At 58.6% G+C, this 13,993-nt stretch carries 8 protein-coding genes; all 8 read left to right on the top strand.

Annotation, left to right across the window (positions count from 1 at the left end):
* Positions 1–5 precede the first annotated feature (5 nt).
* The 8 genes from tssH (at position 6) to ACMHYW_RS10945 (ending at position 13,811) form a co-directional block, all read left to right on the top strand.
* Positions 6–2,591: a type VI secretion system ATPase TssH gene (gene tssH / locus ACMHYW_RS10980; protein ID WP_414501508.1), complete on the top strand. Its 2,586-nt coding sequence runs from the start codon at positions 6–8 to the stop codon at positions 2,589–2,591.
* Between the two features lie 58 nt (positions 2,592–2,649).
* Complete coding sequence (tssJ, locus tag ACMHYW_RS10975) at positions 2,650–3,228, top strand: type VI secretion system lipoprotein TssJ (protein ID WP_414499944.1); 579 nt, start codon at positions 2,650–2,652, stop codon at positions 3,226–3,228.
* Between the two features lie 39 nt (positions 3,229–3,267).
* Entirely contained in the window at positions 3,268–4,614 is a 1,347-nt protein-coding gene (gene tssK / locus ACMHYW_RS10970; RefSeq protein WP_414499943.1) for a type VI secretion system baseplate subunit TssK, read from the top strand.
* Positions 4,611–5,318 carry a type IVB secretion system protein IcmH/DotU gene (gene icmH / locus ACMHYW_RS10965; protein WP_414499942.1) on the top strand — a complete coding sequence of 236 codons (708 nt, stop codon included), beginning with the start codon at positions 4,611–4,613 and terminating at the stop codon, positions 5,316–5,318. Before tssK ends, icmH begins: the two co-directional genes overlap by 4 nt.
* Before the next feature lie 17 nt (positions 5,319–5,335).
* Complete coding sequence (locus ACMHYW_RS10960) at positions 5,336–9,472, top strand: type VI secretion protein IcmF/TssM N-terminal domain-containing protein (protein WP_414499941.1); 4,137 nt, start codon at positions 5,336–5,338, stop codon at positions 9,470–9,472.
* Between the two features lie 21 nt (positions 9,473–9,493).
* Complete coding sequence (tagF, locus tag ACMHYW_RS10955) at positions 9,494–10,414, top strand: type VI secretion system-associated protein TagF (protein WP_414499940.1); 921 nt, start codon at positions 9,494–9,496, stop codon at positions 10,412–10,414.
* A 27-nt stretch (positions 10,415–10,441) separates the two neighbouring features.
* Positions 10,442–12,922, top strand: coding sequence for a type VI secretion system membrane subunit TssM (gene tssM / locus ACMHYW_RS10950; protein ID WP_414499939.1), 2,481 nt, complete (start codon positions 10,442–10,444; stop codon positions 12,920–12,922).
* A gap of 355 nt (positions 12,923–13,277) precedes the next feature.
* Positions 13,278–13,811 (top strand): Hcp family type VI secretion system effector, encoded by a 534-nt coding sequence (locus ACMHYW_RS10945; RefSeq protein WP_027705850.1) that lies wholly within the window; start codon positions 13,278–13,280, stop codon positions 13,809–13,811.
* Positions 13,812–13,993: the final 182 nt, after the last annotated feature.

Raw genomic sequence — 13,993 nt, 5'->3', positions numbered from 1 at the left:
AAGCGATGGAAGAAGCGCTAGGGCTATGTCTGGCACGACGCCAGTATGAAGCACACATCGAACACTGGCTGTACACGCTGCTGGGGCGAGAAGACAGCGACCTCGTTCATGTCATGCAGCACTGTGGCGTTTCGCTTGATGCGCTGGCGCACGAACTGGATGACAACATCGAGACGTTCCGCACGGGCAATGCTAATGCTCCGTCACTGTCGCCGATGATCGTCACCCTGATCGAAAAAGCGTGGGTCATCGCGTCCATCGAACAGGAAGTGGCCGCCGTGCGTTCCGGCCATCTGCTGCTGGCACTACTGGATGACCGACAGCTGCGCCGTGATCTGGTACGTCGCGTACCGTCTCTGGATGAGCTCAGCGCCGATGCGCTGCGTCATGAATTCTCTGCGGCGACCGAAGGTAGTGCTGAGAACGGCGTTGCGCCGTTCAGCATTGTGGGGGCGGCGGATGGCAGCGAAAGTGCACCGCGTCGCGGCAATGGCAAGACGCCGGCACTTGATCAGTTCACGATCGACCTGACGGAACGCGCTCGCGCGGGACATATCGATCCCGTACTGGGCCGCGAGCAGGAAGTACGTCAGATGGTCGACGTGCTGACGCGTCGTCGCCAGAACAACCCGATTCTGACCGGTGAAGCGGGGGTCGGTAAAACCGCCGTCGTGGAAGGGTTGGCGCTGCGCATCGTCAATGGTGACGTACCCCGACCGCTGCAGAATGTTGAACTGCGCACGCTCGACCTAGGGTTATTGCAGGCAGGGGCGGGTGTGAAAGGGGAGTTCGAGGAGCGTCTCAAGAACGTGATCGAAGAGACCAAGCGCAGCCTGCACCCCATCATTCTGTTCATTGATGAAGCGCACACGCTGATTGGTAGCGGCAATAAAGAAGGCCAAGGCGATGCGGCCAACCTGCTGAAACCGGCGCTGGCACGCGGTGAGCTGCGGACCATCGCCGCCACGACGTGGGCGGAGTACAAGAAATACTTCGAGAAGGACGCGGCGCTGGCACGTCGCTTCCAGGTCATCAAGGTGGATGAACCAACGGAAGAGGTCGCCATCGACATGCTGCGCGGTTTGATCGGCCGCATGCGTGACCACCACAAGGTGGAAATTCTCGATGAAGCCATTGAGCAGGCGGTACGCCTCTCCCATCGCTATATCACAGGACGTCAGCTGCCGGACAAGGCCGTCAGCGTGCTGGATACTGCTTGTGCTCGCGTAGCGCTGGGGCAGTCGGCCCAGCCGGGCGCTCTCGAAGATGCACGTCGCCGCCTCGACAATCTTGATGCCGAGCGCCAGCAGCTTGAATACGAGCAGGCGCGCGGTGCGCATCACGCAGCGCGGCTGGCTGAACTGACCGAAATACGTGCGGCCGTGCAGCAGCAGGTCGCAGCGCTCGACGCGCGCTGGCAGGCGCAGTGCGAAGCGGTCGAGCACTGGAATGAGCTCAACCAGCGGCTCAACGAACTGGAGGCACAGGACAGCGGTCGCGATGCGTTGATGGCTGAACTGGCTCAGGCCCGCGAAGCGCTGGAAGCCATTCAAGAACGTGATCCGCTGGTACACGCACACGTTGATGGCAACACCGTCGGTGCGGTCATCTCAGCGTGGACAGGTATCCCACTTGGCAAGATGGTCCGCGATGAAATGAGTACCGTGCAGCAGCTGCCGAGTCTGCTGGGCGAGCGCGTCATTGGGCAGGACCATGCGTTGGCCGAGATCGGCAAGCGCATCGCGATCTCGCGCGCCAAGTTGGAAGATCCCAACAAACCCATCGGCGTTTTCCTGTTACTAGGGCCGAGCGGTGTCGGTAAGACCGAAACGGCGCTGTCGCTGGCCGACACGCTGTACGGTGGTGAGCGCAATGTGATCACCATCAACATGTCTGAATATCAGGAAGCGCATACCGTATCGAGCCTGAAAGGTGCGCCTCCCGGTTACGTCGGCTACGGCGAAGGTGGTGTGCTGACCGAGGCCGTGCGCCGCAAGCCGTACAGCGTCGTACTACTGGATGAAGTTGAAAAAGCGCATCCCGATGTGCTCGAACTGTTCTTCCAGGTGTTCGACAAAGGGGTGATGGACGACGGCGAAGGGCGTGAAATCAACTTCCGCAACACCGTCATCATCCTGACCTCTAACGTCGGCACGGATCACATGATGAAGCGCTGCTTGAACGTCGATACGTTGCCGGTACCGCAGAGTCTGGTTGATGAAATGCGTCCGCTGCTGAACGATGTGTTCAAACCTGCCTTCCTTGGTCGTCTCAACATCGTGCCGTACTTCCCGATCCAGAAGGACGTGCTGCGCAATATCGTCGCGCTCAAGCTCGAACGGCTGCGTAAACGCGTGAAACGCAATCATAATGCGGCCTTCCACTATGCCCCTGAGCTGGTGGACTTCATCGCTGAGCGCTGTGTTACGGCGGACAGCGGGGCGCGCGACATCGACAACTTCATGACGGGACATCTGATGCCAGAGCTGGCCGAGCACGTGCTGGCCCGCATGGCAGACGATACGCCGATCGAGCAGTTGGTCATCGGTGTGAATGAAGAAGAGGGAACGCTGGATTACCAGCTGAGTTAGTCACTTGAGGCAGCATGTGCCCGAAAGCGTCCGGGCACATGCGGTGAGGAATGAACGTATGAAAGCACTGCAGGGATATAAAACACTGCTCAAGGGACTGATACTGCTGTCCATCGTCGGGTTGGCAGGGTGCGGCGTTGGCAGCCGCGTAGGGGACCAGATGGACGGCGGGCTGGGTGACATGCTGTTTAGTCGTGACAAGATCACGACTGTGCAGATCAAGGGTGATGAAAAGCTCAATCCGGACCCGTCAGGCAAGCCACTGTCCGTGGTGGTGCGCATCTATCAGCTGAATGCGGTTGATGCTTTCCGCAATGCGGACATGGCGGCTCTGTGGAGCGACAGCAAAGGCGTACTAGGCGAGTCTCTGCTGTCAGAGCGCACCGTGACGGTCGTACCGAAGGGCACGGCCAAGGACAGCAGCAAGTTGTCTCCCGATGCGCAGTTCATCGGCGTGGCGGCCTTCTTCCGCAACTCGACCGGAGCAGCTTGGCACGTTGCTTTCAGCGCTCAGGCACTGCGCAAGGACGGCATTTTGTTCTCGTCAGATGGGGTTCAGCTGACGCTGAAGGACAACCGCATCAATATTGAGCGTGGCACCGATGTACTGGCCGCCAGCGCAGCGAAGAAACGCTGATATGCCGAATTCACGCTCAGGACAAAGGGGAAGTCGTCGGTGAGCAAACATAATCGCGTCATGTGGTCGGAGGGCATGTTCCTTCTGCCGCAGCATTTTCAGTATCAGGATGATTTCCACCAGCATCAGTTGGCTGAAGCTGGTCATCGCTCGACCCCATTCAACTGGGGCATTCAGCATATCGAGATCGATCAGGAAGCTCTGTCGCAGGGTGTGTTGGCGTTCCACCGCCTCAAAATGGTTTTCCCTGATGGCACGTTCTATGACGCGCCGCAGCAGGATCCACTGCCTGCCAGCCGTGACCTGAATGCCCTGACGCGCGAGTCGCGCCTCAAGGTGCATGCGGCGCTGCGCCTGACGGAACCTTATGCCGTCAACTGTGCGGAAGACGAACGCGATCAGCGTGCGACCAACCCGCGCTATCGCCGCCAGTTCGAACAGCTGCCCGACCTCAACGAGGGAACGCCGGAAAGCGAGCTGACGATGATGCCGCTTAACGTCGTCATTCTGCTGGAAGGGGACTCGCTGGACGGGTATACCCACTGTCCGCTGGCCGAGCTCAACCGCGCAGCTTCGGGCGGTTTCGGCATCGAACCACGCTTTGTGCCTCCCGTGCTTCACCTGATGAGCAGTGAAGAACTGTTGGTGATCGTGCGCCGCCTGACCGGGGCCTTGATGGCGAAGCATGATGCGATTGGGGGACGCCGCCGCGAACGTGCCGATCAAGTGGCCGAATTTGGTTCGGGCGATGTCACGCTGTTCTGGCTGCTGCATACCGTCAACCGCGTCTACCCGCAGTTGGCGCATCTGCTAGCACACCCGCAGCTGTCGCCTGAGCACCTCTATCGCGTGCTGGCCGATCTGGCCGGCAGCCTGATGACGTTCTCCATGCAGTACCGGCTGTCGGATATACCCGACTACGACCATGCTGCTCCGGCCGTCTCGCTGTTCACACTGGACGACATGGTGCGCGAGCTGCTCGATACCGTCATCCCTGACAAATACATTCCGATTGCGCTGGAACAGACGGCACCGTCGTACTTCATCGGACGCCTGCACGATCCGCGCCTGGCCGAGGCTGACTTCTACATTTCCGTTCATGCGGACATGCCTGGAAGCCAGCTGCTTGAGCTGGTGCCGCGTGCCTTTAAAGTGGGCTCGCCCGAGGATATCGAAGTGGTGGTCAACAGTGCGATGCCGGGTGGCCTGCTGGTGCACGCATCGCGTTTGCCGCCAGCCATTCCCGTGCGCCTTGATAACCACTATTTCGCGCTCGAGCCGAATGGGGCCATATATGATCGCATGATGGCCTCGCAGGCCATCGCCTTCTACGTGCCGAGCGGGTTCCAGAACCTCAAGATTGAACTGATGGCGGTGCTGAAATGAGCGAAAACGCAGCGATTCAGAAGCAGGGCAGCGTCACCCTGCGTGAGCTTTCCAAGGACTTCATCTCGATGGTGCTGATGGTACGCCGCGGTCAGCAGGTCGAGAGTGTCGACGCCTTTATGTCGAGCGTCGATGAGTTCTTCCGTGGCTTTGAACGTGATGCCCATCTGGCCGGTTATACCGCCGAACAGGCCAAGGATGCCCAGTATGCACTGTGCGCGTTTCTGGACGAGAGCGTGCTCAACACGCCGACCAGCAATGCGCGTCAGCACATTGAGCTGCATCCATTGCAGTACAAGTATTTTGGCGTGCATCTCGCGGGCGAAGGCTTCTTCGACAAGCTGGAAACACTACGTCGCGATGTCCGTGCCCACCTTGACGTGCTGGAGGTGTATCACCTGTGCCTGGCACTCGGATTCCAAGGCAAATATCGCCTCGATAAAGGGGATGAGCTGCGTTATCTGACCAACACGCTTGGCCAAGACATCGCACGCTACCGTGCGCCTTTGCCTGAAGAGCTGGCACCGCATTGGCAGCTGCCGGATCAGGTGGGGCAGATGCTGCGCCATGACGTCCCGTTGTGGGTCTATCTGGTGCTGATCGTGTTGGTATGCGTCGGGGTGTATGCCCTGTTGAACGGGTTGCTGGGCCATCAGGTAGATGCGCTGAGCAGTGTGCTCAAATCACTGTTCACCTCGGCCTGAGGGGGAGTCGAATTCGAATGAAACGCCTTTTACGTTTACTCAAGAACTTCTGGTTCGTGTCGATCGCGCTGTGGATTGTCGTCGCTCTTGCCAGCGTGTGGACGCTTTTCCGCTTCTACCCAGAAACCGGTCGTGAAGCGCGCTGGATTGCCGTGGCGCTGGTCAGTGCCGTGTGGCTGTTGGCAGTCGTGCTGCGTCAGTACCGTCGCATTCGCGCCGAGCGCAATATCGAATCGTTGGTCGAGCGTGAAGTGGACCGCAGTGTGATGAGCGGTCAGCACGATGAAACCGAATACGATGCACTGCGCCGCCGCCTCAAGCATGTCATTGAGCGCCTGCGTGCCAACCGTACTGCAGGCGGTCGTGGTCAGACGGCGTTGTCAGAGCTGCCGTGGTATCTGGTCATTGGTCTGCCGTCATCCGGCAAAACGTCCCTGCTGGGGAATGCGGGACTGAACGCTAGCGTTGTTGGCGGAAGCGCGATGGCGGGGCAATCCGGTACACAATCCTGTGATTGGTACTTCAGCCCTGAAGCCGTCATGATCGACACGGCGGGCCGCTATATCACTGACGATCAGGCTGCCAGCGAGTTCTCCGAATTTCTCAAGCTGCTGCGCCGCCAGCGTCGCCAGGCCATCAATGGGTTGGTCATGGTGGTCAGCCTGCCTGATTTGCTGGGCATGTCACCGGAAGAGCGCGGCGCTTTGGCACGCCAGCTACTCGATCGTGCCTCACGCTATCGCAAGGCGCTGCACACTCTGCCGCCGATCTATCTGTTCTTCAGCAAGGCAGACCTACTGCCTGGCTTTGAGCAGACCTTTGACGGGCTGGATGCAGAAGCACGCCAGCAGCCGTGGGGGATGACGTTCTCCGTTGACGAAATTCGCAACGCAGGGATTCCCAACGTATTCCCCAGCCGCTTCGATGAGCTGATGAGGGGGCTGGAAGGTCACGTTCAGCAGCGCGCTGCACAGATGGGACAGGGCGTTGAGAACGCCATGCTGCGTTTCCCTGATTACATGGCCGAGCTGCGCAACGTGCTGGGCGATTTCCTGTCGCCCTTCGATGCGACGCGCGCCGAAGAGGATGTACCGGCCGTGCGCGGGGTGTACTTCACCAGCGCCCTACAGACTGAAAACCGTCTGCCGTCGATTCTTGATGAACATGTGCGTACGACATTTGGTCTGCAGGAACAGGGCAGCGGTGATTGGGTGGACAACGATCCCGGCTCGCGCATCGGCGAGCGCCGTTACTTCATTACGGGCGTTTTCCGTTCGGTGGTTTTCCCTGATCGCTACCTGAGTCGCCATATCGCCCAGGGTGGGCGTCTGCATGCGCTGTCGCCGTGGACGCTCGGGGCCGGTCTGCTGGTGGGTACTGCGGCCATTGCTGCGGGTGCAACCTCCTATATTCACCACCACCGTGCACTGAATCAGCTGGACGATGAGCTGACTCAGGCATCGCCTTGCGCTGAAGAGCGCCTGAATGTGTTGGCGGATCAGCTTCACCAGTTCAATGGAGGTAGCCGCTCACCGCTGCCGTTCGATCGTGAGCTGGGACTGGACCCGACGCATCGTTTGCAGCCGATGGTGGAAGACGCCTATTTCACGGGCCTGAAACAGCAAGCGCTGGTGCCGGTCTCGAACTACCTCGCCAGCCGTCTTCATCAGCTCGATGCACTGGCGCAGGCGACCCAGAGTGCTGCAGAGTCCCAGCAGGCCGCACCGCGCAATATTCGTAATGGCAAGACAGCTCGTCGTGTGGCACAGCAGACCCGTGAAGGTCGCCAGCGTGCCCGCGAGCAGCTGATGCAGCCACAGGGTGTCGCACGTGTGACCTCGCTGGGCGATGTGCGCTCGCAGGTTCAGGCACAGACGCTGGGACGCGTTCAGGATGCGGCTAACAGCGTTCGCAGTGATCTTCAGCAGGGGCTGAGCGATGGTACGCAGCATCTGCGCGAAAGTGGGCTGAGTTCTCTGCGTAGCCTTCATCAGGGCAGCAACGAGGGTGACGCGGTCAATCCTGCACTGTCGCGTGCACTGACCGACAACCGCCTGACGCCGGAGCAAGTGGCGCAGCTGGATGAAAGCTACAACGCACTCAAGCTGTACCTGATTCTGGCTGAGCCGGAAAAACACGCGACCGCCGAAGACGTACGGTTCGTCAACGATACCCTGCCGCAGGTGTGGAAAACCGTTGCCGAGCAGCAGGGTGAGTCAATCAGTGATGACGATATCCAGCGCCATGTAGCGGTGTATGCCGGCTATCTTCAGCGTCGCCATGCGCCCGCACTGGGCCGCGATGAAGCGCTGGTCGAGCGTGCGCGCCTCAGCCTGAAAGGGTTCCTGAACGATCAATCGTTGGTCGATCGCAAATACCTGCAGTTCCAGCAGGAAGTCCGTCAGCGCTATCAGAGCCTGACGCTTGCGAGCATGGTGCCTGGCAACAGCCGCCAGCTGCTCTATTCCGGTGAAAGCGTTCCGGCGATCTATACCAAGAAAGTGTGGGATGAGTATCTGCGACGTGAAATCCTCGACGCCGCAGCGACCGATCTGCGTGTCGAAACTGACTGGGTGCTGGATGACAGCGGCAGCGCCGAGCGGATGGAAAGCAAGACGACGTTTGTGCGTCAGCTGATGGCGCGCTACAAGCACGACTACATCGAGGCATGGGAACGTTTCCTTGGGGCCACGGGTGTGCGTCGCTTCGACTCCATCGACACAGCCAATTCGCGTCTTTCGCTGCTGAGTGATGCCCAGCAGTCACCGATTCGCCAGCTAATGCTTGCGGTGCGTGATAACACGCGCTGGGATGCACCGCTCGACAATGCACTGCTCAACAAACAGAACGGCCAGGATTCCCGTGGCTTCTGGGGCAAAGCAATGGACGTCTTCAGCAGTGACGATGGCAGCATTGCTCAGGCGCGTATGAGCCAGATCAGCGATTTGCCGGGCTTCCATGACGGCGTGCTGGCTGACCATTTCGCTCAGGTCAATACTCTGTTCGAAAACGATAGTAGCGATGCAGCAGCAAACAAGGATGCGGTCATGGATCGCTACCTGCGTGAGCTGCGCCAGCTGAAAGTGCGCTTCGACAATATGCGTCGCTCGCAGGATGTCGGTAAGGCTAGCAAGGAACTGATCAGCGCTACGCTGGCGAACAACGGCAACACTGAATTCACCGTCGTGCGCAACGACATTGCGGCTAACATCGACATTTCTGATGCCGCCTTGCCGCAAGCGTTGCAGCATCTGTTCAGCGACCCGGTCGAGCGCGCATGGGAAACGCTGTATGCGCCCGCAGGCCAGCAGTTGGCGCGTGCGTGGGGCAACCGCGTCGATACGCCGTGGAAGCAGAAGATTGCGGACCGTTATCCGCTGGCCAACTCGGGCAATGAAGCTTCTATCCGAGATCTGCGCGACTTCGTTGACCCGAACAGCGGGCGTCTGGTGGCCTTCAATCGTGATGAAATCGGGGCGCTTGAAGAGGGCGACTTTGACAACATGCTGGTCGATCCGCGCATGCAAGAAACCATTCGCAACGGTACCGCTTTAGGGGCCGTCATCGACAGTCTGGCTGACCCGCAGAACGGCTTCGAGATCATGGTCGAACCGTCTCCTTACATGACCCAGATCATGCTGACGGTGGACGGGCAGGTGCAGGATTATCGCAACGGCCCGCAGCCGTGGCAGCACTTCACTTGGCCGGGCGATCTCAAGCACCCGGGCGCACGTCTGGAAGTGACGACGCTGGATAACCAGCGCTATACGGTCGCCAACTTCCCGACCCGCTGGGGGCTGCTGCGCATGATCGACACGGCAGAGGTGCAGGACGTGGATGCGGTACGCCAGCGCTTCGTCTGGCAGACGCCCGCGGGTCCGGTCAGTTTCATCGTGCGCAACTTCGGGGGCATTCGCCTGACCGATCTTAAGAAAGTGCATGCGCTGACGATGCCGCGTTTGAGCACCGCGGCACCCGAAGCAGCTACACCGGCCGCCGAGGCCAGCGACGAAGGCAATGACAGCAGTGTCGTTAGCGACCTGGTGGATAAGGCCACAGATACCGCGACCAAGGCGGCGACCAGCGCCGCTACTGATGCCGCAAGCAAGGCCGCGGAAAGTGCGCTGGGTGGTGTAACCGGCACTTCTCTCTGACCCTGACCGGGAGTTGATGGCATGATCGGTTATTTCGGCAAACTGCCGGGCAATGCTGACTTCATCAGCTACCGCGCCACCAGTGAAGATCTGCAGGCTTTCGATGAATGCCTGCAGGTGGGCATACGGCGATTGATGGAAGAGGAACGGTGGGAAATGCACTTCGACGGCATTCCTCGCTGCTCCTTCCTTTTTCGCGCCTCGCCCCAGCACTGGCTGGTAGGAGAGATGGCAAGTTCACGCGATGCCTCCGGGCGTCGCTATCCCCTGATGACCTTTCAGCGCTTGCCCTACCAGGTGCAGGGCGAGGTCTTTCAGGCTCCGTGGACGCTGTGTGAAGTCAACGCGCGCTGCGCTGGTGAAATCATGCAGGACGCCATTTACGGGCATGGGCAGTCCACGCGTTTTGCCGACGCACTGCAGGCGCTCAGACCGTTGAACGATGGCGATCTGAACCTGCATCAGCGCCTGCATGCGCGCTTGCTACAGGAGCTGAGGCTGTGCGATATCAGCGAGGCCATGAGCAAGGGCTACCCCGAGTTCATCGCCAATGCGGTATTGCAGAGAATGACCGGGTTGCGCCAGCTGTGTGAGCGGACGTCGATGCCACCTGTGGTGTTGCCGTTGCCTGCCGAGCAGGCGTTGATGCGCCCTGTGGCGGACATCTGGACGCACTGGCTGACGTTAATCGCGCCGGCGCCTATGAGTCTGCTGTTACTGGTACATGATTTCATGCGCCCGCGTCTGCTGGCCTTTTCACAAGGCAATACGTCGCGCGTGCACCGCCTGCTGGCCGGGCTGGCCCCGCGGCAGGAGCGTTTCGATGTACTGGAACCGTTTGATCGCTTCGAGCCATCGCTGGTGCAAACGGCACTGCCTGATCCTGGACAGTCCATTGGACGTTGCATGGCCCGTTATGCCGGGTATGACGACCGCACCTAACGTCATCAAAGAGGCAATCGAGAGATGATGAACAAGCTGAAATATGTGTTCTTCAAATACCAGCCCTACTGGATGGCCGCCGGCTTTTTTCTGGCGATCTTCCTCGTGTGGTGGCTGGGCGTACTGCTAGGGTTCTCATCACTCAACAGTCTGTTGGTCGGTATCCTGCTGTTCGTTGTGGCATCGGCCGTCTATGTGCTGCTGCTGTACCGTGGGGTAGGGCAGCGGCAGAACTTGGAACGCCTGTTGATGGACAGCGCGGACGAGGCGGTACTTGATGCGGCACCCGCCGATCGGGAAGAAGTGAGTCTACTGCGCGAGCAGATGCTCAAGGTGCTGGACCGGCTGCAGCAGCGTGACCGTCGGCAGAAGAAACGCTGGCCGTCGTTCAATCGTCAGGGTGCCTTGTATGAGTTGCCGTGGTACGTGTTGATTGGTCAGCCTGCCGTCGGCAAGAGCACCATGGTGTATCACTCTGGGCTGGATTTCCCTTTTGCCGATCGCGAGCAGGCACGTATTGCGGGTCTTGGCGGTACACGTCACTGCGACTGGTTCTTCAGCAACGACGCGGTGCTGCTCGATACGGCGGGACGCTACACGAGCGATCAGCATGAAGCGGGCAAATGGCGAGCGTTCCTGACGCTTCTGAAAGCGCACCGTCCGCGTCGGCCGCTGAACGGGCTGATCGTTGCGGTCAGTCTGGGCGACCTCATGGAAGGCAGCGAAACCGAGCGTCGCGAGCTGGCTGAACGTCTACGCGAGCGCATTCAGGAAACCAGCGATCAGTTCGATGCGCGTCTGCCGATCTACCTGATGCTGACCAAAAGCGACCTGATTCCCGGTTTCGTCGATTTTCAGCAGCACATCATGCGCACTCGTCCGTCCACGCTGTTGGGGGCGACGTTCCCGCATCAGGGCTTCGAGCAGCAGAGTTGGGGCGATACCTTCACCGGCTCGTTCGATTCGCTGTGTGCCTACTGGTCTTCGCAGGGTGAACACCAGCAGCTGAACAGTGACATGCAGGTTTTGCAGCAGGATCCGTCGCTGGTCGCTTTTCCGCCTGAACTGCGGGCTCTGCGAGAACGGTTGTCATCGTTTGTGGGGCAGCTGATGACACCGTCCGTCAACCAGCGTCCCCAGTTGCTGCGTGGCTACTACTTCGTCAGTGCACTGCATGAAGCGCAGTCGGCGACGGGGGTTCACGACCGCGATATTGGGCGACGTTTCTCTGTGGTGCCCGGGCCGTCAGCCATCGGTGCTCGCAGCAGCAACGACGGATTGATTGCCGACGTATTTCGCAGCGTCATTCTACCCGACCAGTTCTTGGTCGAACGCTATACCAGCAACCGTCGCGAAAACCGACGCAAGCTGGCCTGGATCGGTTGTGGGTTGGTCGCCGGGGTCATTGCCTGTGCGATCTGGGGCAATGCCTATGTGCGCAATCGTGATGAACTACTGGCCCTACAGCATGCCCTTGATGACGCGCGTCAGCAGGATGCTCAGCATCCCGACCAGTTCACGCAATGGCAGTCGCTGGATGCCTTGCGCAGCGCCGCTGCAGGCTATTTCGAGCGTCACCATATCAGCGGCACGCCGATGGCGATGCGCTGGGGGTTGTATCGTGGTCATGATGTCGAACCGCTGGTGCGTCAGCGTTACTTCGATCGTCTGCGAACGGTGATGTTGTCGCCGATCGAAGATGATCTGAACCGCACGCTGGTATCGTTGCCGACCATACCGGTCTATCAGCGCACGACACAGACATTGAATACGCACGTCACGATCGACAGCGTCGAACCCAACGCACGCCCCATCGACAACAGCGCTAATGCATTGGCACAGTTTGGTCGCATGTCATTGCGTACTTATCAGATGATGCCGATTAATCCCCGTGAAAAGGTCGATGTCGAATTCCTGAAACAGCATCTGGCGGCATTCTGGTATCCCGTATTGCCACATCAAAATGGCAATAATGATGCATATGATATGAAATATGCGTCACGCCAGATAGATTTCTATAGTGAACAGCTTGCCCAGGCCGATACCCCTCATATAAGGGATAATAATTTCCTGCTGTCGAGTTCGCGGAATTATATTGACAGCCTGCTTCAACATACGTTGAATACAGTGGAAACGATAACGCTGGAATCGGATACCTTATTTGAATTCGGGCGCGCAGATTATGCCGGTCTTCAGGCACAGGGACGACAGCAACTCAATCAGATTGCGACGCGTTTGGTGAATACGCCAAGCAGCCGTATTACCATTACGGGCTTCGCTGATTCGTTGGGTAATGCGACCACCAACCGCCAGCTTTCACTCGAACGTGCCCAAACCATCAAGCGGTATCTGGTCGGCAAAGGGGTGCCGGAAGAGTTGGTAAAAGCCGTCGGTGCGGGCGATACAAGGCCTCTAGTGTCGTGCGATGCGGGGATGTCGCGACGCGATATGATTCAGTGTCTGGCACCGAACCGCCGTGTTGAAATCGAAGTGCGACACCGTGACTGATGTTGTTGGTGATGACATTGCCGAACACTCAAGGCCGTTTATCTGAAACGGCCATTGAGTTCGAGTTAAAATGAGTCGAAAGAAGTAAGCTAATATGCGGTCAGCACATTCCCAGGCTTCTCGTATTTTCGGGAAACGATACAGATAATGTAACGATAGTTTTCTGTACCAATGAAATAATCAACATGGGGGATGGGAATGTGGTGACTTATCGGGCGGGATTGGTATATAACAATCAGCAGTCCTGAAGAGCACGCGGTGCATGTTGGTGTTGAATATAACGCTTCATTCATCCGGCAGTAACTCCACGCGTACGAAAGTGGAGTATTAATATCAACAAAGGGAGAGTATTTAGATGGCTTTTGATGCTTATCTGAAAATTGACGGCATTCCTGGTGAAAGTCTGGATTCCAAACACAAAGACTGGATCGAGCTGCTGAGCTTTGATTTCGGCGCAACCCAGACGACCTCTGCCACGGCTAGCTCCGCGGGTGGTGCTTCTGCAGAACGCGTGAACCTGAGCGAATTCAGCATCCGCAAGTTCCTTGATAAGGCCACGCCGAAACTGTTCGAATCCTGCTGCCGCGGTCAGCACATCAAGGAAATCACCCTGCACGTTAACCGTGCCGGTGGTGAACAGGTACGTTACCTCGAAGTGAAACTCGAAGAAGTCATCGTATCGTCCACCGAAATCGAAGGTATGGCCGCTTCCGGTCAGCAAGCATCCACGGGCAGCGCTGATGCCGCTCAGGATCTGCCGTCCGAGCTGATCAAGTTCAACTACGCGCGCATCAAAGTCACCTACACGCAGCAGAAACGCAGCGATGGTCAGGGTGGCGGTAACATTGCCGGTGGTTGGGACCGTACGACCAACCGCGTCTACTCCTGATTCGTCACGAGTGGCGCCGACAGCCATGGGGAAACCCATGGCTGTTTTTGTGTCATCCGTAGAGAATGGAAGGCGCTGGCCTTCGAAAGTGTCGACGTCAGTGCGTTGGTGCAGCGCTCTGACGTCGATGTTGTTGAAGAGCATCCCATCATTGTAATCGTGCCGTGATGTAACGCGTTGGC

Source organism: Zymobacter sp. IVIA_12111.31 C1, from assembly GCF_047495495.1.
Classification (GTDB): Bacteria; Pseudomonadota; Gammaproteobacteria; order Pseudomonadales; family Halomonadaceae; genus Zymobacter.
The sequence above is the reverse complement of the archived record's forward strand: the minus strand, read 5'-3'. Positions and strand labels throughout refer to the sequence as shown.